The 18,855-nt window shown below is 63.1% G+C and carries 18 protein-coding genes and 1 pseudogene; 11 read left to right on the forward strand and 8 right to left on the reverse strand.

The genetic code is table 11. The features are described 5' to 3' along the window. Nucleotides 1-181 precede the first annotated feature (181 nt). The gene (locus BM222_RS12675) at nt 182-973 is read left to right on the forward strand and encodes a Crp/Fnr family transcriptional regulator (RefSeq protein WP_092228578.1); all 792 of its coding nucleotides are present in this window, start codon (nt 182-184) and stop codon (nt 971-973) included. A gap of 271 nt (nt 974-1,244) precedes the next feature. Here the strand turns inward: BM222_RS12675 and BM222_RS12685 are convergent, their stop codons facing one another. Together BM222_RS12685 and BM222_RS12690 are read right to left on the reverse strand one after the other, a co-directional pair. Next, on the reverse strand, nt 1,245-1,730 hold the full coding sequence (locus tag BM222_RS12685; RefSeq protein WP_092228580.1) for a phasin: 486 nt from the start codon (nt 1,728-1,730) through the stop codon (nt 1,245-1,247). 355 nt (nt 1,731-2,085) lie between these two features. After that, a complete protein-coding gene (locus BM222_RS12690; protein WP_092228581.1) occupies nt 2,086-2,475 on the reverse strand; it encodes a COG4315 family predicted lipoprotein in 390 nt (129 codons plus the stop codon). A gap of 143 nt (nt 2,476-2,618) precedes the next feature. Here BM222_RS12690 and BM222_RS12695 point away from each other — a divergent pair, with 143 nt between their 5' ends. Next, a complete protein-coding gene (locus BM222_RS12695; RefSeq protein WP_092228582.1) occupies nt 2,619-3,134 on the forward strand; it encodes a GNAT family N-acetyltransferase in 516 nt (171 codons plus the stop codon). On the opposite strand, the gene BM222_RS12700 is transcribed toward BM222_RS12695, so the two are convergent. Both BM222_RS12700 and BM222_RS12705 read right to left on the reverse strand, forming a co-directional pair. Further along, nucleotides 3,109-4,848: a serine hydrolase gene (locus BM222_RS12700; RefSeq protein WP_092228583.1), complete on the reverse strand. Its 1,740-nt coding sequence runs from the start codon at nt 4,846-4,848 to the stop codon at nt 3,109-3,111. The two genes, BM222_RS12695 and BM222_RS12700, sit on opposite strands and share 26 nt — an antisense overlap. A gap of 100 nt (nt 4,849-4,948) precedes the next feature. Further along, complete coding sequence (locus tag BM222_RS12705; RefSeq protein WP_092228584.1) at nt 4,949-6,973, reverse strand: DEAD/DEAH box helicase; 2,025 nt, start codon at nt 6,971-6,973, stop codon at nt 4,949-4,951. A 100-nt stretch (nt 6,974-7,073) separates the two neighbouring features. On the opposite strand from BM222_RS12705, the gene BM222_RS12710 reads away from it, so the two are divergent. Then, nucleotides 7,074-7,799, forward strand: coding sequence for a hypothetical protein (locus tag BM222_RS12710; RefSeq protein ID WP_244547107.1), 726 nt, complete (start codon nt 7,074-7,076; stop codon nt 7,797-7,799). 71 nt (nt 7,800-7,870) lie between these two features. Then, on the forward strand, nt 7,871-8,224 hold the full coding sequence (locus tag BM222_RS12715) for a cupin domain-containing protein (RefSeq protein ID WP_092228586.1): 354 nt from the start codon (nt 7,871-7,873) through the stop codon (nt 8,222-8,224). A gap of 11 nt (nt 8,225-8,235) precedes the next feature. On the opposite strand, the gene BM222_RS12720 is transcribed toward BM222_RS12715, so the two are convergent. The 3 genes from BM222_RS12720 to BM222_RS12730 all read right to left on the reverse strand — a co-directional run bounded on the left by BM222_RS12720 (nt 8,236) and on the right by BM222_RS12730 (nt 10,507). After that, on the reverse strand, nt 8,236-8,748 hold the full coding sequence (locus BM222_RS12720) for a hypothetical protein (protein ID WP_092228587.1): 513 nt from the start codon (nt 8,746-8,748) through the stop codon (nt 8,236-8,238). A gap of 108 nt (nt 8,749-8,856) precedes the next feature. Further along, on the reverse strand, nt 8,857-9,279 hold the full coding sequence (locus BM222_RS12725; RefSeq protein WP_092228588.1) for a VOC family protein: 423 nt from the start codon (nt 9,277-9,279) through the stop codon (nt 8,857-8,859). Nucleotides 9,280-9,355: 76 nt separating this feature from the next. Continuing rightward, nucleotides 9,356-10,507, reverse strand: coding sequence for a zinc-binding dehydrogenase (locus BM222_RS12730; protein ID WP_092228589.1), 1,152 nt, complete (start codon nt 10,505-10,507; stop codon nt 9,356-9,358). A 153-nt stretch (nt 10,508-10,660) separates the two neighbouring features. On the opposite strand from BM222_RS12730, the pseudogene BM222_RS12735 reads away from it, so the two are divergent. The 3 genes and pseudogenes from BM222_RS12735 to BM222_RS12745 form a co-directional block, all read left to right on the forward strand. Next, a pseudogene (locus tag BM222_RS12735) lies at nt 10,661-11,878 on the forward strand (MFS transporter); the annotation flags it as partial. A gap of 148 nt (nt 11,879-12,026) precedes the next feature. Then, complete coding sequence (locus BM222_RS12740; RefSeq protein WP_027536189.1) at nt 12,027-12,638, forward strand: PilZ domain-containing protein; 612 nt, start codon at nt 12,027-12,029, stop codon at nt 12,636-12,638. Between the two features lie 330 nt (nt 12,639-12,968). Continuing rightward, nucleotides 12,969-13,595, forward strand: a complete 627-nt coding sequence (locus BM222_RS12745) for a transglutaminase-like cysteine peptidase (protein WP_177243177.1) — start codon at nt 12,969-12,971, stop codon at nt 13,593-13,595. A 118-nt stretch (nt 13,596-13,713) separates the two neighbouring features. On the opposite strand, the gene BM222_RS12750 is transcribed toward BM222_RS12745, so the two are convergent. Then, nucleotides 13,714-14,421, reverse strand: a complete 708-nt coding sequence (locus tag BM222_RS12750) for a GntR family transcriptional regulator (protein ID WP_092228592.1) — start codon at nt 14,419-14,421, stop codon at nt 13,714-13,716. Between the two features lie 268 nt (nt 14,422-14,689). On the opposite strand from BM222_RS12750, the gene BM222_RS12755 reads away from it, so the two are divergent. From BM222_RS12755 to BM222_RS12770, 4 genes are read left to right on the forward strand one after another with little or no spacing between them, the layout of a single operon-like run. Next, nucleotides 14,690-15,676 (forward strand): ABC transporter ATP-binding protein, encoded by a 987-nt coding sequence (locus tag BM222_RS12755; protein WP_092228593.1) that lies wholly within the window; start codon nt 14,690-14,692, stop codon nt 15,674-15,676. A gap of 43 nt (nt 15,677-15,719) precedes the next feature. Beyond that, nucleotides 15,720-17,009: an ABC transporter substrate-binding protein gene (locus tag BM222_RS12760; protein WP_092228594.1), complete on the forward strand. Its 1,290-nt coding sequence runs from the start codon at nt 15,720-15,722 to the stop codon at nt 17,007-17,009. After that, nucleotides 17,009-17,968 (forward strand): ABC transporter permease, encoded by a 960-nt coding sequence (locus BM222_RS12765; protein WP_092228595.1) that lies wholly within the window; start codon nt 17,009-17,011, stop codon nt 17,966-17,968. The genes BM222_RS12760 and BM222_RS12765 overlap by 1 nt, the downstream gene beginning before the upstream one ends. Nucleotides 17,969-17,971: 3 nt before the next feature. Beyond that, nucleotides 17,972-18,850 (forward strand): ABC transporter permease, encoded by an 879-nt coding sequence (locus tag BM222_RS12770; RefSeq protein ID WP_092228596.1) that lies wholly within the window; start codon nt 17,972-17,974, stop codon nt 18,848-18,850. Nucleotides 18,851-18,855 lie beyond the last annotated feature (5 nt).

Genomic DNA, 18,855 nt, shown 5'->3' on the forward strand with positions numbered 1-18,855 from the left:
CGAGCATCGCCTTCTGAATCAGATGACGATCAAAGACGGTCGCCTGCCGGCTTGCGATCGCACACAGGAACCTTACCTGAAAGGATACGTTTGCTCGTTTGCCGGGCCCTTATCTGCACAGCAACGCGGCTCGTCGGAGACGATGCGCTTCCCAGCCGCTTCCGTCGAGGGATGATCACCCGTGATGGAGCACGCGACCAGAGTTGGTAATCGCCTGTTAGCTGCGTTACCGTCGGCCGACTTCGCTTTGCTTGCACCGCATTTGCGGACGGTACCGCTCGAGCACGACGCAGTCCTGGTTCGATCGGGCGACCGGATCGATCAGCTCTACTTTCCCTGCAGCGGCGCGGTCGCGCTCATCATGGATCTCCCGAACGGGCAGACCGCCGCAACAGCCGTGATCGGCAACGACGGCGCCGTCGGACTCTTGACGGCGCTAGGCCCGCTCCGCTCACCCACGACCGCGGTCGTCCGCGTCGCCGGCACCGCGTTGCAAATCCCGCCCGCGAGATTTCAGACGGCGCTCCAACGCAGTCCCGCCCTCAGAAGTCTGGTTCAGGTTCTCGCCAGGGCGATGATGACACAAGTCCAGCACGTCGCGGCCTGCAATGCGCTGCACTCCGTCGAAGCCCGCCTGGCCCGCTGGCTGCTTCACATTCACGATCGGACGGATGGCGGCGACGTTCTGCCCTTGACGCAAGAGACGCTATCGGAATTGCTCGGCGTCCGGCGCACTACGGTTACGCACGTCGTAGGCGCACTTCGAACGTCGAGGGCCCTGAAATCCAGTCGGCGCGGTCACCTCGAGATCGACAGGCAGCGACTCGAGGTCGTTGCATGCGAGTGCTACAAGGTGATGCACCGCAGGATAGATCGGATCGTTTCGCAGGATGCCTTGAGGCTCCTTCACGCCGCGCCGCCGCCGAACGATTCCATGCCCCCGGACTTCCCGTTCACCAAGGCCGAGTCGTAGACCCAAGCCTCCTTGGCGAACCACTCGTGCGTCGCCGCGCACATCCTGCAATATGTCCGCGAAAAAAACACTGCGCTGCACCTAAACCTTTCGCGATCCATCTCAATGCCGGTCGAAATGACCCTTCCCGTTTCCGGGCACTTGATCATCACCATACCCATCTTGGTTCCTCCAGATTGACATCACCTCACGGCGAGGGTGGCCGCATCGGCTGGACGGCGTCTCTTCTGGCGAAGACGCTCGTCCAGCCGATTCACGCGGCCAGTAGCTCTCAAGCAGTTCTGTGCAAAACCCGGTCGAAGCTCTTCTTGATCGGCTCGGTCGTCTCGATCGCGGCTTTCTGGGCCAAGTCCCAAAGCTCCCGGTTCTGGGCGGAAGCCACTTCAAGGGTCTTGCGGCTGTGGGCGGTGGAAAGGTTCACGAGATCCGCAAATGATCTCGCATCAGCGAGTTCGGAGAGGAGATCCAGCGCGGAGGTGGTCCTGGCGTTGGATATTGCGATGACCTTGGTGCCGTATTCGGCGGCATGCTTGGCATTGGTCGAACAAGCTTCGTAGAGAGCGCCGGTGATTTCCTCGGAAGTTACCTTCATCTGCTCGAAATTTGCCTTGGCCCGCGCCGCGGCCGGCTCGGTGAGATTGCCGAACATCGTCTGGATGTTGAAAAAGGGTACGTCGAATTGGAGCTTTGCGCTTCCGTTGGGCATTCCATTCAGCGGAGCCGAGTTCGTTTCGGCTTTCACATTGGCATCACTCACGGGCTTTCATCCTTTCAAGCGAAACTAGATAATGGATTGAAGACTCCCCGAGACGTCCAGATGCTTGCCGCACCGGGACGCCAGCGCTCCTACTTTCACGTTGGTGGGATGCCGCTGCGGATGCACCGGTGTCGATCCCTGCCTGAGCCAACTATGGCCAAATACTGTGGAAGCTTCGGTTCGCTTTCAGACTCTGCGCTTGATTTTATTGGAATCATGTGACGAAGCGGCGCATGACTGCATTCCGCCTCGTTAAAGTTGCTGCAATCCTATGCGCCAACTTGAGATCAGCGCCGGCGTTCGCGCGGCGGGCATCGCGTGCAATAGCGATGCCCGGGCCCGCATTATCGATCCATCACGGCATCGCAAGATGCCAGGCGCCATTCAGGAACCCATCGCCCGTGATGTCGCCGGGCTTGGCGTCCTTCGCAAACGTATAGAGGGGCTTGCCTTTGTGGGCCCACTGCTTGGAGCCGTCGTCGCGCGTGATGACGGTGTAGCCGTCGCCGGCGGCGTCGCCGGCCTCGGCCTTCAGCGCCGGCCAGTTCGCCGCGCACGGACCGTTGCAAGCCGATTTGCCGTCCATGTCCTTGTCGAAGGTGTAGAGCGACATGCCCTTGGCGTCGGTGAGGACGTTGCCCTTGTCGGTCTTGCCGGTCTTGATCGGCGGTGCCGCGAACGCAGTGGAGGTGATCGCGAGCATTGCTGCGAGCGTCAGCGCGAGGCGGATCGAGGATGTCGTCATGGTGTCTCCTGTCATGCAATTGGTTTGCACGAGGTAGGACTCCGCATCGCGCGCGCTATTCCTGGAAAGTCGGCAAGGATATTTCTGGCTGCGCGCGCAATTGCGGCGGAATAAATTGCACTTGATGATACGGAGCAGCCGAGATGACCGAGCCGCATTGGCGCCACGCGCGCGCCGGAGACCTCGTGGCGATCAGCGCGATCGCGGCGCGGATTCACCCTGAACTCCCCGAGCGTCCCGAAGTGCTCTCGGAGAAGATGCGGCTTTATCCGGACGGTTGCCGCGTGCTCGCAACTGGCGACGAGATCGCAGGCTACGGCCTTGCACATCCCTGGATGCAGCAACACGTTCCGCCGCTCGACAGCTTCCTCATCCGGTTGCCCGAGGCGGCGGACTGTCTCTATGTGCACGACATCGCCGTGCTGCCCGGCTTCCGCGGGGGCCTGGCACGCGCGTATGTCGCAGAGATCGAGGGGCTCGCACGTGCGTCAGAGATCACGACCATTGCGCTGGTCTCGGTCTACGGCACGCGCGCCATGTGGCAGCGTCTCGGCTTCCAGCCCGCCGCAGCGGATGCGGCGCTGCGCGACAAGCTCTCATCATACGGTGCGGGCGCGACCTACATGCTGCGCGCTATTCCGCCACGCGATCGGCGATGAACGTGCCGTTCGGCTGATGAAAGATGATCTGGCCGACAATCGCGCCCTCCCCGCGAAACTCGACGGCAAATCCTTCCAGCTCGACGATACGAAACCGACGACCCTGCTGAGGCTCCAGGCGATAGGCCGGCTGATAGTCCGGCTTCAGGATCAGCCGCCCCTCATTGTCCAGTGTTATCCGATGGCTGATTGAGCCGCTCCTGAAGTGCCCGACACAGCGGGCGCGGAATGCGGGATCGAGGCAGTCGCCGGCGGCGCGACGCTCGAAGACGATGTCCTTCACCATCGGCTCCAGCGGCACCGAGAGGTGCACGATGTTGCCTTCGCGGTCGGTCTGGAACGTGATCGGAAGATTGTCCGGGTGCAGCTTGTCGATGATCTCCGGCGTCACGAAGGTCTCGAAATGCCGGTGCGACAGCGGCGCCCCCATTCCGCGCCACGACCAGTGCAGCACGCCGTCCTGCTCGCGGATCGATATCACACCGTAGGCGGGATGGGCGTAGTCTCCGGCGTAGGCCGACAAGGCGTGCGCCGGCCTGGTGTCCTTGTGACGCGATCTCTCGCGCGCCTCCCTATCGGCCGGGATGTGGGCAATGAATTCGTCGCGCATCTTGCGAAAGCGCGCGAGCCAGTCGACCGGCTCGCGTCCGCGCAGCCGATCGATGATGTACCATGTGAGGATCGGCGGGATTTCGCTCGGGCTGCGGTTGGTCAGCACGGCAACGCCGATGCCGGCATCCGGCACCAGCGTCATCAACGAACCCCACCCGGTCCATCCGCCGCCGTGCGAGATGTGGCGATCCCCACGATAGGTGTTCGCCTGAAAACCCAACCCATAATGCGCATCGCCGAACTCGGAAAATTCCGACTTGCGAATGTGGGCCAGCGGCGCATGCAGCTGCTCGACCAGTGCGGCAGGCAGCAAGCGCTCGCCGGCGAATTCGCCCTTGCCGAGATGCAGCCGCATCCAGTTGGCGAGATCGGCTACCGAAGTATTGATGGCGCCGGCCGCCATGGTGCGGATCGGCAGTCGCAGCGCCGGCAATCGCGTGTCGACGTTGATCATGTAGGCCTTCGCCGGCTCGGATGCCGCTTCGAGCTCGTCCAGCGAGAAGCTGACGTTCATGCCGAGCCTGCTGGTCAGCCGCTCGCGGACGAAGGCATCAAAGCTCTGCCCGCTCAATCGCTCGATCAGGAGCCCAACGGCGTTGTAGCAGAGATTGTTGTATTGCCAGGCCGCCCGAATATCGCGGCTGAGTTCAAGATGGCGCATCAGCGGCAGCATCTCGGCCGGCGAGAGATCTCCCGGCAAATGAAGCCAATCGTGCCGCGGCAGCCCCGACTGATGGCTCAACAGGTCGCGAATGGTGGCGCGTTCGGTCGCGACGGGATCGGAAAGGCGAAACTCCGGCAGGTAGTCGCGGACCGGCTTGGTCCAGTCGAGCACGCCCTCGTGATGGAGCAGCGCGATCGCGGTCGCGGTGAATGATTTCGTGATCGAGCAGATCACGAAATGCGTCTGCGACGTGACCGGCAGATCCGCTTCGATGTCGCGCTGGCCATAGCCGCGTGTGAGCACGACCTCGCCGTCCTGCACGACGGCGAGTGCGGCGCCCGGCACTTTCCACACCGCCATCGCTTCTGCGGCGAGACTGTCGATGTCGGGGATCAGGGACGCGAGCGAAACATCGGGACGATCGGATGACGTATGCATGACACCTTGCAAACCTTGTGAGGTGTGCAGGCTACCGGCTTCAACGTCGAATGGAAACCCGATCGACGGGCCTAAAGTGCGTGCCGCCAGCTGCGGCCGTTCAGCCGCGGTGCTTCTTCTTGCCCTTCTTGCCGGAGGCGCCCGGCCATTCAGTGACCGACGGCGCATGTTTGGCGTCGCCGGATTTGTTGCCGAAGTTCTTGTTCTTCTTCCCGAAGGCCGGCTTGCCGAATTTGCCGCCGTCGTAGGGCTTGGCGTCAGACTTGGCGTTGCTCTTGGCGTGCGGCTTGCCCTGGTGCCTGGCCTCGGGCTTTCCGCGCGGCCTGTCGTGCTGCTTTCGCTCGTTCGCGTTCCAGGGATCGTCGCTGCGGCGGACGACGCGATCGTCGTCACCTTCATCGCGCCGTGGCGCACGCGAGCGCTTCTCCGGCGACGTCTGCTCCTGCGGCGCGCCCGTCATCGCCTCGATGCGGATGCTGTCTTCCTTGTCTGGGCGCTTGACCCTGGCGGCAAAGGACTCCGCGACCCTCTCGGAGATCTCGAACTCGGTGGTGGTGTCCGAGATCTTGATCGCGCCGATGTCGCGCTTGTCGATGCCGCCGCGGCGGCAGATCATCGGCAACAGCCAGCGCGCTTCCGCATTCTTGCGACGCCCGATGGCGGCCCGGAACCAGACGGTCGGCTCCGCCATGACGTGCTTTTTCCCTGATTTGGCGGCAGGCCGCTCAGACCGGTCATCACCACGCGGCTTTCGATCGTCGCGCGGCGTGCGATCGTCACGTGGCGTGCGATCGTCACGTGGCCGGCTGCTGCGCTCGCCCGGATCGATGATGTCTTCGGGCGACGGCAGCCGCGCGCGATAAAGCCGCGCCAGCGCTGCTGCAATATCCTCGGCCGACCGCTCCGCCAGCAAGGCCTTCGCGAGCTCCAGATCGTCCGATGTCGTCTCCTCGGTGAACAGCACGTCCTTCATGCGCTGATGATCGAGCTTGCGGATCTCATCCGCCTGCGGCGCCATGCCCCAGTTCGCCTCGATGCCGGACAGACTCAGCAGCACCTCCGCACGCCGCCGCCGTACCGGCGGCACCAGCAGGACGCTCACACCCTTCCGGCCCGCGCGCCCGGTGCGGCCCGAGCGATGCTGCATCACCTCGGGGTCATTCGGCAGGTCCGCGTGAATGACGAGGTCGAGGCTCGGCAGGTCGATGCCGCGGGCGGCAACGTCGGTCGCGACGCAAATGCGGGCGCGCCCGTCCCGGAGCGACTGGAGCGCCAGGGTCCGCTCGTTCTGCGTCAGCTCGCCGGACAATGCGACCACGGAGAAACCACGCTCCAGCAGCGCGGCCTGCAAATGCCTGACCGCATCCCGCGTATTGCAGAACACCAGCGCGCTCGGGGACTCGTAGAAGCGCAGCACGTTGACGACCGCATGCTCGACATCACCGGGAGCAACCCGGATGGCACGATACTCGATGTCGGCATGACCGCCCTCGTCGCCTGCGACCTCGATGCGAAACGCATCCTGCTGATACTGTTTTGCCAGCGCCACGATGCCGCGTGGAAAGGTCGCGGAGAACAGCAGCGTGCGGCGCGTCTCCGGCGTGGTCTCGAGGATGAACTCCATGTCCTCGCGGAAACCGAGATTGAGCATCTCGTCGGCCTCGTCGAGCACGACGACCTTCAATTCCGAGATGTCGAGGCGGTTGCGCCGAAGATGATCGCATAGGCGGCCGGGCGTGCCGACGACGATGTGGGCGCCAGCGGCCAGCTCGCGCTGCTCGCGGCGCGGGTCCATGCCGCCGACGCAGGAGACGACGCGCGCGTTGGCATGGGCATAGAGCCAGGTGAGCTCGCGCTGAACCTGCAAGGCGAGCTCGCGGGTGGGCGCGACGATCAGGGCCAAAGGTGCTGCGGCCCGTTCGAACGTCGCGGCATCGCCGAGCAGGTCCCTGGCCATCGCCAAACCGTAAGCGACGGTTTTGCCGGAGCCGGTTTGCGCCGACACCAGAAGATCGCGTTCGACAGTATCTTCGCCGAGCACGGCGAGTTGAACGGGGGTCGGAGAATCGTAATTGCGCTCAGCCAGGGCACGGGCGAGCGGCGGGGTCAGGGCCGGAAAGGACACGGGATGAAAACCTTGGTTGGTCCGGGCGCGGAACGGAAAGCCGTGGGCCTGGCGCTGCCCTCGCGGCAGAAGACCCGGTCACACCCATGATGATCTTGATTTGGACGCTCTTTACGCCAGCAGCGGCGAAATCACCATGCCTTTGATGCATGGCATTGGCGACAGGGTGAACAAGCCCGGGATGCTCGGCCGGCACTTTTGGGGGGCTTTGGGCCCGAAAAGGCGGGCATTTGCGGTCATCTCGCCTAAATTGTGCGCGATCAGACGTACCGGGAATGCACCTATGGGCACGTCAGACGAACGGCAGTGCGGCGACTGCACACTTTGTTGCAAAGTGATGGCCATCGAGGCGCTCGCCAAGCCGGTGGGCCGCTGGTGCACACATTGCAAGCCCGGCCGCGGCTGCGCGATCTATGCCGGTCGGCCCGCCGAATGCGAGGCGTTCACCTGCCTCTGGCTCGCTGATGGCCTCCTCGACCAACGCTGGAAGCCGAGCCGCTCCAAGCTGGTCGTGACCACGTCCGAGGACGGCGTCGAAATCCGCTGCGACCCCGGCTCTCCCAATGCCTGGCGTAGGGAGCCCTACGCAGCCGAGATCCGCGCCTGGGCCGAGGAAGGCGAGCGCAACGACATGACCGTTGTCGTGATCATCGGCCAGCGCATGATCCTGGTCACACCGGAGCACGAATTCGATCTCGGCATCATCGGACCGGATGAGCGCATCGTGCGCGAGCTTGACGGAACCAAGGTGGTGGGCGCGACGGTGGTGAGGGCGACTGAGCTTGATGCCACTTCAGATGTCGGCGGAGCCAGATCGACCGGTTGACGGATAGGTGTCTTGCCACAGCGATCATCCGATCGCAGGTTCTGCCTCACGGAAACGCATGGGGATGAAACATGGCCGACAGCATATCGCTCGCCGACAAGTTAGCTACCTTCAGTGATTATTGGTCGCCGCGCACGATCACGACCTTCAACGATTGCGACGTGATGGTGGTGAAGGTGAAGGGCGAATTCACCTGGCACAAGCACGACGATACCGACGATTTCTTTCTCGTTCTCAAGGGCGAGTTGGATATCGAGCTGCGCGACCGCACTGTCACGCTCAGACCGGGCGAGCTCTATGTGGTACCCAAGGGTGTCGAGCATCGCCCGGTGGCGCGCGAGGAGGTTCATCTCATGCTGATCGAGCCGACGGGCACGCCGAATACGGGCGACAAGGCCACGGCCGCAGCGCGCAAGCTCGCATAGCGGGCGCAGCCTTAATCCCTCGACGTCACGAGCCTGCTGAAGCTGCCGGCCAACCGCGCTCTGACCCGCACGAGAGAGTCCTTCGCGGCGCGGCTTAAGGCGCGGATGGCGCGCCAGGCTTCCGTTGCCTCCAGCCACGCCTTCATCTCGGTGAACTTCCCGTAGCACCATGCGAACGCCGGAATTCGCATCAGCTTGTCGCGGGTGAGGTGGAACAGGCGCTCGACCAGCACCAGCTTGAGCAGCTCGCAGCCGATGAACGCCGCCACGCCGCTCAGGAACTGACCCGTTGCGACGAGATAGGCCGCCAGCGGCTTGATCGGCTCCAGAATGATCACGGGCACGGAAAACAGCGCGAGCGACGGATATGGCGGCAGCGATTTGATCCAGGCGCGCAGCCGCTTGAATTCGAAATGCCGGGCAACCCAGCGGGAGATTGGCATCGCCACGGCCATGAACACCGCATCCACCAGGAAGTAGATGGCCGCCAGGATGTAAGTGACCGGTTTCAGGACTTGCTTCACGGTACCTCTCCCGTGACTGAAAGCCGGAACTCGGGCCTAAGTTTCACCCCAGCGTGAATAACTCGGGGATTTTCGACGGAACTTTTGGGGCGTTCGGTCCGGTCCGAATCAGATCTCGGCATAGATTTCCAGAAGATTGCCGTCCGGATCCCGGAAAAACAGCGTCCGATGCCCAAACGGCTGGTTCGTCGGCGGTGACAGCAGCTCGATACCCTGCTGCACGAGCTCGCCGGCGCAGGCATCAACCTCGGCTGGAGAGACCTTGAAGGCCAGTTGCAGTGAGGCACTCCCCACCGGTGTCGGCGCGTCAGCCGCTGTGCGGCTTGGTCTCGCCAAAGCGAGCGTGTTGCTGCCGAGGCCGTACTCGATCCAGTTCGGGGACAGTTCGCGAAGCAACGATAAGGCGAGCACGTCCTCGTAGAAGCGGCGCATTGCGACCATGTCCCGCACGAAGATGACGGTGTAGTCGATCGAGCGGATGGCGCTGAAGGCAGAGCGACGCTTGGGTTCGGATGCTCGTTCGTTTGTCATTGTGGCTTTTATTCCAATCGCCGGCTCGCGGGACCGGCGACCCAGATTACGCTTACGCTCCACCCGGGCTACAGCCCTATTCCACCAATTCCGGCCACGGCACGATGGTCGACTTCACCGTCTTCATCGCCATCGCGTCCTTCACGGCTTGCGAGACGCCCGCTTCCGTGAATGGATAGATCGTCTGCATCGTCAGCCAGGGATATTTGTCGCGGGTGCGGTAGAGCATGTCGACGCCGAGGGGGAGATCATTGCCTGTGAAGCCCCAGGAGCCGAGCACGTTGAGGTCCTTGGTGCAGATGCGGTGCCATGAGGTCTCGATCGAGCCGGCGTCGGTGAACTGGCCCATCTCGACATAGGTGCCCCCATCACGCAGCATCTCGATGCCTTCGGGGCCGGCGGTCGGATGGCCCGAGCAATCCATGACGAGGTCGGCACCGAAGCCGCCGACGATCTCGCGGACACGCGCGATGCGCGCCTCGGGCGATTTGATCTCCTCGATGTTCACCGTCGCTTCCGCGCCGAACTCACGGGCGAGCTTGAGCCGCGGCTCTTCCGGCGCACCGACGCAGATGACCCGCCCTGCTCCCATCTCCTTTGCTGCCGCGACCGCCAGAATGCCGATCGGGCCCGAGCCCTGGATCACCACCGTGTCGGCCCAGGTGAAGCCGCCGGCGCGGGTCGCGCGATTGAAGGCGCGGATGCAGGAGGTCAGCGGCTCGGACAATGCGCCGAGCCGCAGCGACATGTCGTCGGGCAGCTTGTAGATCTTGGTGCCCGGCAGCATGTCGAGATCGACATAGACATATTCGGCCCAGCCGCCCCACATGTGCGGCGCCTTGTCGAAGCCGAGATAGCGGCCGTAATAAACCGGCGTCAGGCATTTGTTGGCTAGTTGCGGATAATGGATGCAGTAGTAGCAGCGCCCGCAGGGCATCAGCGGCGGGATCATCACCTTCGAGCCGACCTTCAGCGGCTTGCTCATGAAATCTTCGCTGAACTCGTCGCCGCATTCGACGATGACACCGCCGATCTCGTGGCCGAGCGTGAACGGCCAGGGCAGCGGCTTCGGCCAATGACCTTTCAGGATATGCAGATCAGTGCCGAAGACGCCGCACGCGCCGATCTTGATCAGCGCACCCTTGCGGCCGACCTTCGGCCACGGCACCGTCTTGATCACGGGCTCCGAGCCTGGTCCGGCGTGGGTGCATACGCGGATTGAATCCATGGCTGTTTCCTCACGGCCCGTCTTGTGTTGAATGATGCGGGCTCCGGCAGAGCGTATGTGAGGTTCGGCCAGATGCCAACCGCGGCAACGAATGCAGGCGCCGCGCGCGCAATCCCGCCAAGGTGAACGTTTGAACCAAATCCCCAAAATCCTGTCGTCGCGTCCGGCTCGTTCGCGGCGATGAGGTCCGTGCCCTACCGGCTGCAGTTCATCGCTTACGTGCTGGCGATGATGGCGGACAATATCGAGCATGTGATCAGCCATTGGGTGGTGTTCCAGAAATTCCACTCGCCGACGCCGGGGGGCTTTGCGGTGCTGTCGCACTGGCTGCCGTTCCTGCTGTTCTCGGTCGCGGTCGGCGGGCTGGCCGACCGCTTCGATCCGCGCCGCATCATCCAGTGCGGCATGCTGCTGTTCATCCTGGCATCAAGCGGATGGGGCTTCTTCTTCATCACCGACACCGTCCAGATGTGGCACGCGATGCTGCTGCTGGTGATCCACGGCTGTGCCGGCGTGCTGTGGCAGACGCCGAACCAGCTGCTGCTCTACGACCTCGTCGGCCCCGCAGACCTTCCGAGCGCGGTGCGGCTGAATGCGATGGCGCGTTATCTCGGCATCCTGGTCGGACCTGCGGGCGGCGGAATCATCATCCTGACACTCGGCACCTCGCACGGCATCATCTTCAACACGCTGTTCTATCTGCCGATGCTGCTGTGGCTGTTCTGGGCGCCGGTGCGCGACGGCAGCATCGCTGTCAGACGGTTCGCAATGCGCGGCTTTGCCGACATCCTGCTGACCATCCGCGCCATCGGCACGCAGCCGGTGCTGACGGCGATGACATGGCTTGCCGGACTCACCTCCTTCACGATCGGCAATGCCTATCATGCCCAGATGCCGGGCTTTGCCGGCGATCTCGGCCATGGTGATCCCGGCGTGTCCTACAGCGTGCTGCTGGCAGCCGACGCCGCCGGCGCGCTGCTTGCAGGCATTGCGCTGGAATCCTGGGGACGCCTCAAGGGCACGCCGCGTACCGCGATCCTGCTCGCGACGTTCTGGAGTCTGGCCCTGCTCGGCTTCGCGGCGGTGCGGATCTATCCGGTCGCGATCGTGCTGCTGTTCTGTGCCGGATTTTTCGAGCTGTCGTTCAACACCATGGCGCAGGCGCTGGTGCAGCTGAATGCGCCTTCTGACATCCGCGGCCGCGTCGTCGGGCTCTACAATATGGCCGGGCTCGGCATGCGGGCCTTCAGCGGCATCACCGTCGGCGTGTTTGGCGCGGCGATCGGCATTCACTGGTCGCTGGGACTCTCGGCCGCCGCGCTGCTGGGGTTGCTGTGCCTGCTTTACGGGCGGGCGACCGGCAAGGCCTAGAGCGCAGCCCGATACCGTCCGCCTCCTGATGCGGCATTTTCAACGCAACGTCGCTCGGTATTCGCCGCGCCAGATCATAACGCGGCATTAACCCTATGCAGCTTAGGGTGGTGTCGGACTCCGCCAGGCGGGGGGTCGGGTTGTGAAAATGGCGTTGGCGAACAAAAAATTTCTTCCAGCCGCAGAGGAACGTCGGCGTTTCCAGCGGGTGAAGGTGCACCTGCTCGGCCGTTACATGCTGCCGGATCGCCGGGAATTCCCCTGTCAGGTGATCAACATGTCACCCGGCGGGCTCGCGCTGCTGGCGCCCGGCATCGGCAATGTCGGTGATCGCGTCGTCGCCTATCTCGACCATATCGGCCGGGTCGAGGGCAAGATCACAAGGATCATCGACAACGGCTTCGCCATGACGGTGGGCGCGACGCCGCGCAAGCGCGACAAGCTCGCGGCCCAGCTGACCTGGCTTGCCAACCGCGACATCCTCAATTTGCCGGAAGACCGCCGCCACGACCGCATCGTGCCGCGCAACCCGATCGCGGTTCTGACGCTCGAGGACGGTACCAAGATGACCTGCCGCATCATCGACCTGTCGCTGTCGGGCGCGGCCATTGCCGCGGAGAACCGCCCGCCACTCAAATCGACCGTATTGCTCGGCCGGGTCCAGGGGCGCGTGGTCCGAAACCTCGAAGACGGCTTCGCACTCGAGTTCCTGCATTCGCAGCCGATCGAGACTCTCGAAGAGAGCGTTACCGCGCGGTAAAGCGAAAGCGCAGCAAAACCCCGGCTTTTCCAGCCTCAAAGGCGGCCTCCGCGATACGGAAGCCGCCTTTTTCGCATCTCGACGCGACATCACGCGGGTTAACGTGCAACCTCCTCGGGGTAGAAACATCAGTTCCGCCAGCGTTCCCCCCGTTAACTGCTACAATTTGAATCAATTGCAGTCGTTTCAAAATTTAGTTGAATTCGCTTCAAGTATAGATCGAACTTGCCCCGACTTTTACTTGCATTCGTCTCGACTTGACTTGGCTGACTTAGCGGCAACTCAAAAGCTCCGTGCGAGATGTGGTCCCAACAAGAAACGGGGGCCGCAATGTTGGACTTCAGGGGACAGGGGAAGGCACTGGCAGTTGTTGCCATGCTGTTCGGGATCAGCGCGACAGCGCAGGCCGGCGAAGGCCGTCTGCTCTACGCGAGCCTCGGCGACACTACGCGTGCGCCGATCGGCTGGGTCGAGTTTTGTGCCGAGAATGCCGCCGAATGTCAGGGCGGGCCGACGCAGCCGCGCGACATCGTGATGTCGCAGACCGCGTGGCGCGACCTGACCAAGGTCAATCGCTGGGTCAACGAGACGATCAAGCCTTTGACCGACCAGGACCACTGGGGCGTCGTGGAGAAATGGTCGCTGCCGTCAGACGGTTACGGCGACTGCGAAGACTACGTGTTGTTGAAGCGCAAGATGCTGATGGATGCCGGTTGGCCACGTGAGGCCCTGCTCATCACCGTCGTCCGAGACAAGAAGGGCGAAGGACATGCGGTGCTGACGGTGAAGACCGACAAGGGCGAGTTCGTTCTCGACAATCAGAACGAAAACGTCGTTGCCTGGACGGAGACCGGCTACCGCTTCGTCAAGCGCCAGTCGCAGGCCGATCCCAACGTCTGGGTCTCGCTCGGCGATACCAGGCCGGCGGTCTCCACCGCCAGCGCAAGAGATCAGTAGTTAAGAGAGAAACGAGTTACGCGGCCCGGTCACATCCCCACCCCTCCCCGTCCCAGACCGGTTCGCGCGCGGCCAGCCATCCCCCAATGGCTGGCCGCAACCATTTTGGGGGACTGCGTCACGCGCCGAGCACGTCCGCGAGCCGCAGCTCGTCCTCAGCGGGATCTTTCAGGAACAGCTCGGCCTCGATCTCATTCAGGTGCGACAGCATCTGCGCGCGCGCGGTCTCTCCGTCGCGCTTGCGGATCGCGGTGACGATCCCGGCATGATGATCGGTGCCGCAAGCCGGCGTGTCGTGGCGGCGATAGAGCAGGATGATCAGCGACGAGCGCGCGATCAGCTCCTTCAGGAAACCGAGATATATGCTGTGGCCGCTCATCTCGGCGATTAGTCGATGAAAATCGCCGGACAGCCGGACCGAGGCACGCGCATCGCCGCGCGCCTCGGCCTCGCGCTCATCGCTCAGGTGTTGCTGCAGGCGATCGATCCACGTCGGCGACACTGCGTCGACGGCGTGGTCGACGATGGTAGGCTCGATCAGGCGGCGCGCCTCGAACACCTCGCGCGCATCAGCCGGTGTCGGGCGCGCGACGAAGGCGCCGCGGTTCTTCTCGATGCTGACGATGCCCTCATGCGCGAGCTGCTGCAGCGCAGTGCGAACCAGCGTGCGGCTTGCGCCATAGATCTCGCCGATCTCGTCCTCGCCGAGCTTGGTGCCTGGCAACAGGCGGTGCTCGAGGATCGCCGCGGTCACGCCCTCCCTGATCCGGATAACGCGATCGCTCACGTCGGGCGCGTCGGATTTCGGGCGGGATTTGGCGGCCATTAGTTCGAAGTCTGGGTTCGAGGACTCGATTGGCGATGGTCAGTCTCGGATCGTAAACGACGAGCTGTATCCAATCACAGGCGAAACTTTATACAATCTTCGCCCATTTCGTGTGCACACCCCGCTCACCCTCTGCGCCGCACAAATGTGCCGGAGTTCGGTCTAACGATCTGACTCCGCTGCACAGTTTTCAAATTTGGCAATTTCGGCGCTGTTGGCACGGACCTTGCGGAGAGAGGCAGAACATCGCCTCTCTCGCGGACATGCCATGGCCACTCCCGCCGCTCTCGAACTGGTTGCCGTCACCAAGCGCTATGACACCACGGTGGCGGTCGACAACGTCAATCTGAAGATCCCCGCCGGCACGTATTGCTGTCTGCTCGGCCCGTCCGGCTGCGGCAAAACCTCGACGCTGCGCATGATTGCCGGCCATGAGGCGGTCAGCGAGGGCGACATCATCCTGGGCCCGCAGAACGTAACCGATTTGGCGCCCGCCAGGCGCGGCACGGCGATGATGTTCCAATCCTACGCGCTGTTTCCGCATCTGAGCGTGCTCGACAATGTTGCTTTTGCCCTGAAAATGCGTGGCATCGACCGCGCCACCAGGCACAAGCGCGCCGGCGAGCTTTTGGAGCTGGTGGCGATGAGCCCCTACGCGGGTCGCCTGCCCGCCCAGCTCTCCGGCGGCCAGCAGCAGCGCGTCGCACTCGCGCGTGCACTGATCACCGAGCCGCAGATCCTCCTGCTCGACGAGCCGCTGTCCGCGCTCGATCCATTCCTGCGCGTCAAGATGCGCGGCGAGCTCAAACGGCTGCAGCGCGAGCTCGGCATCAGCTTCATCCAGGTCACCCACGGCCAAGAGGAGGCGATGGCGCTCGCCGACCACATCGTGGTGATGAATCAGGGCAAGATCGAGCAGCAGGGCACGGCCCGCGACATCTTCCATCATCCCCGCACCGAATTCGTGGCGCGCTTCATCGGCGGTCACAACGTCCTCAGCGACGCCGGAAAACTCATCGCCGTGCGCGCCGATCAGCTCGGCATCAAGCCGGTCACTGACGGCGCGTTCGGCGCGCCGGCGCTGCTGACCCAGACCGAGTACCAGGGCTCTTATGTCGCCGTCTCGCTCACGCTCGAGGACGGCACCGCCCTGTTCTCCCACGTTCCCGAAGCCACCTTCGACGTCCATCCGTTCCGGCCGGGCGATCGCGTGCTGGCCACCTGGGATCCCGCCAAGGCGCAACGTCTGCAATAGCGCCGTCATCACAGAAAATGCGCAACACAGAGGAGTGACTGGAATGACAAAGACCACCAAGACATCGGGCGTCAGCCGCCGCACGCTGCTCAAGGGCACCGCGGGTCTCGCGGGCCTCGCCGCCGGCTCCGGCGCCATCACCGGCTTCCCCTACGTGATGTCGGCCGAGCCGAAGGTGCTGCGCTATCTCGGCACCGCCGTGAACGAGGGCGACGACATCTCCAAGCAGTGCCTGAAGGACACCGGCATCAAGATCGAATACATCACCGCGACCACCGACGACGTCACCAAGCGCGTGATGACCCAGCCGAACTCCTTCGACGTGCTGGACACCGAATATTTCTCGCTGAAGAAGATCGTTCCGTCGGGCAACATCCTTGCCCTCGACGCCAAGAAGATCAAGGAATTCGACAACATCACGCCTGTCTTCACCAAGGGCGAGACGCCCGGCGGCAAGAAGATCGGCGGCCAGGGCACAGCGCCCTGGAAAGTGCTCTATCTCGAGGGCAAGGATTCCAAGAAATTCGCGACGTCCCCGACCGAGTACGTCACGCTGATCCCGACCGTGTACAACGCCGACACGCTTGGCATCCGTCCCGACATCATCAAGCGCCCGATCAACTCCTGGGCTGAGCTGCTCAACCCCGAGTTCAAGGGCAAGGCCTCGATCCTCAACATCCCCTCGATCGGCATTATGGATGCCGCGATGGTCGTGGAAGCCGCCGGCAAGTACAAATATGCCGACAAGGGCAACATGACCAAGGAAGAGATCGATCTCACCATGAAGGTGATGACCGAGGCGAAGAAGGCCGGACAGTTCCGCGCGTTCTGGAAGGACTTCAACGAAAGCGTCAACCTAATGGCTTCAGGTGAGACCGTCATCCAGTCGATGTGGTCGCCGGCGGTGACGAAGGTGCGTTCGATGGGCATCGCCTGCACCTTCCAGCCGCTGAAGGAAGGTTACCGCTCTTGGGCATCGGGCTTCTGCGTCTCCAAGGGCGTGTCCGGTCCGAAGCTCGACTGGGCCTACGAGTTCGTCAACTGGTTCTTGTCAGGCTATGCCGGCGCCTATCTCAATCGCCAAGGCTACTACTCGGCCGTGCTCTCGACCGCAAAGGCCAACATGGAGCCCTACGAGTGGGCCTACTGGATGGAGGGCAAGCCCGCCGAGAAGGACATCAAGGCGCCCGACGGCTCGCTGCTGGAGAAGGCAGGCTCCGTGCGCGACGGCGGCTCCTACGAGGACCGCATGGGCGCGGTCGCGTGCTGGAACGCCGTGATGGACGAGAACGACTACATGGTCCGCAAGTGGAACGAGTTCATCGCCGCGTGATGGATACGTCGGAGGACATCCTGCAACAAGCGCCCCCGGACATTGTCCGGGGGACCGACACGAGGCGCGCGGCGAAATCCGCGCGCCTGCCGCCCTCCTTCGTCTCCTGGCTACAGGCCGGGCCGATGATGCTGGTGTTTGTCGCCTTCTTCCTGATCCCGCTCGTCTTCGTCGTCATTGTCTCCTTCTGGGACTACAACGAATACCAATTGCTGCCGGCGCTCTCGGGCCGGGGCTACACCGACACGTTCGAAGGCTGCATCGCCCAGCTCCCCGATCTCTGCACCATCGCAAAAACCTATCTGAAGACGCTGAAGCTGTGCTTCCTGGTCTGGGCCATCACGCTCTTCATCGGCTTCTGGGTCGCCTATTTCCTCGCCTTCCACGTCAAATCCAAGACCTGGCAGATGGGGCTCTCGCTGCTCTGCACGATCCCGTTCTGGACCTCCAACGTGATCCGCATGATCGCGTGGATCCCGCTGCTCGGGCGCAACGGTCTGGTGAATTCCGGACTGATGAAGACGGGCCTCATCAACCAGCCGCTGGAGTGGCTGCTGTTCTCCGAATTCTCCGTGGTGCTGGCGCTAGTGCACCTCTTCACCTTCTTCATGGTCGTGCCGATCTTCAATTCGATGATCCGCATCGACAAGTCGCTGATCGAAGCGGCCTATGACGCCGGCGCCACCGGCTTCCAGACGTTGGTCAACGTCATCGTTCCCCTGGCGAAGCCCGGAATCGTGATCGGCTCGATCTTCGTCATCACCATCGTGATGGGCGACTTCATCACTATCGGCGTGATGGGCGGCCAGCAGATCGCGGCGGCCGGCAAGATCATCGAGACGCGAGTGAACGCGCTGCAATTCCCGGCCGCAGCCGCCAACGCCGTGATCCTGCTCGTGATCACGTTCCTGATCATCACCATGATGTCGCGCATCGTCGACATCAAGAAGGAGCTCTAGGCGATGAAGGAAGGACGCCCGCGCAGCTTCTATATTCTCGCGATTTTCTTCGCAGCCTACGTGCTGTTTCTTTATGGCCCGATGATTGCGATCTACGTGTTGTCGTTCCAGGGGCCGCAAGGTGGCCTCACCTTCCCGATGAACGGCGTGTCGACCTATTGGCTGACGAAGCTGTTCCAGGGCACCGGCATCATCGATCTCGGCGCGTCCTTCCGCCGCTCGCTGTTGCTTGGCGTCATCGTGATGGCTGTCACGGTCGTGCTGTCGGTTGCCGCCGGCATGGCCTTCCGCAGGAAGTTCAGGGCGCAGAGCATTCTGTTCTATTCGGCGATTGCGAGCCTGATCGTGCCCTCGATCATCACCTCGCTCGGGATCTCGCTTGAATTCCGTATCATCGACGATTTGATCAAGGCGCATTGGAACGAGAATTTCGAGACATCGATGGGCCTGCTGACCTCCGGTCTCGGTGCGCATCTGACCTGGACGCTGCCGTTCGGCCTGCTGATCATGTTCGCGATCTTCAACCGCTTCGATCCCCGGCTCGAGGAGGCCGCACGCGATCTGGGCGCGACCCCGTGGCAAACGTTCCGCCATGTCGTGCTGCCGATCATCCTGCCGTCGGTGATCGGTATCGGTCTGTTCGGCTTCACGCTGTCCTGGGACGAACTCGCGCGCTCCAGCCAGGCGATCGGTGCGGTCAATACATTGCCGCTCGATCTCCAGGGCCTCACCACGACGGTGACGAACCCTGACATCTATGCGCTCGGCACGATCATCTCCGCGGTCTCCTTCGCTGTGATCGCGCTTGCGCTCGGCACCATCCGCATGCTCAACAAGCGCCAGGCGGCCAAGGGCTCGGACGCGGGCAAAGGGCTGGTCTGATCGCG

The organism is Bradyrhizobium sp. Gha (assembly GCF_900113735.1).
Classification (GTDB): domain Bacteria; phylum Pseudomonadota; class Alphaproteobacteria; order Rhizobiales; family Xanthobacteraceae; genus Bradyrhizobium.

Bases quoted from the DNA above. Each gene is read 5' to 3' on its own strand.
- BM222_RS12690 (WP_092228581.1), bottom strand. From the start codon at position 2,475: ATGACGACATCCTCGATCCGCCTCGCGCTGACGCTCGCAGCAATGCTC.
- BM222_RS12695 (WP_092228582.1), top strand. From the start codon at position 2,619: ATGACCGAGCCGCATTGGCGCCACGCGCGCGCCGGAGACCTCGTGGCG.
- BM222_RS12700 (WP_092228583.1), bottom strand. From the start codon at position 4,848: ATGCATACGTCATCCGATCGTCCCGATGTTTCGCTCGCGTCCCTGATC.
- BM222_RS12715 (WP_092228586.1), top strand. From the start codon at position 7,871: ATGGCCGACAGCATATCGCTCGCCGACAAGTTAGCTACCTTCAGTGAT.
- BM222_RS12725 (WP_092228588.1), bottom strand. From the start codon at position 9,279: ATGACAAACGAACGAGCATCCGAACCCAAGCGTCGCTCTGCCTTCAGC.
- BM222_RS12730 (WP_092228589.1), bottom strand. From the start codon at position 10,507: ATGGATTCAATCCGCGTATGCACCCACGCCGGACCAGGCTCGGAGCCC.
- BM222_RS12740 (WP_027536189.1), top strand. From the start codon at position 12,027: ATGGCGTTGGCGAACAAAAAATTTCTTCCAGCCGCAGAGGAACGTCGG.
- BM222_RS12745 (WP_177243177.1), top strand. From the start codon at position 12,969: ATGTTGGACTTCAGGGGACAGGGGAAGGCACTGGCAGTTGTTGCCATG.
- BM222_RS12750 (WP_092228592.1), bottom strand. From the start codon at position 14,421: ATGGCCGCCAAATCCCGCCCGAAATCCGACGCGCCCGACGTGAGCGAT.
- BM222_RS12755 (WP_092228593.1), top strand. From the start codon at position 14,690: ATGGCCACTCCCGCCGCTCTCGAACTGGTTGCCGTCACCAAGCGCTAT.
- BM222_RS12760 (WP_092228594.1), top strand. From the start codon at position 15,720: ATGACAAAGACCACCAAGACATCGGGCGTCAGCCGCCGCACGCTGCTC.
- BM222_RS12765 (WP_092228595.1), top strand. From the start codon at position 17,009: ATGGATACGTCGGAGGACATCCTGCAACAAGCGCCCCCGGACATTGTC.
- BM222_RS12770 (WP_092228596.1), top strand. From the start codon at position 17,972: ATGAAGGAAGGACGCCCGCGCAGCTTCTATATTCTCGCGATTTTCTTC.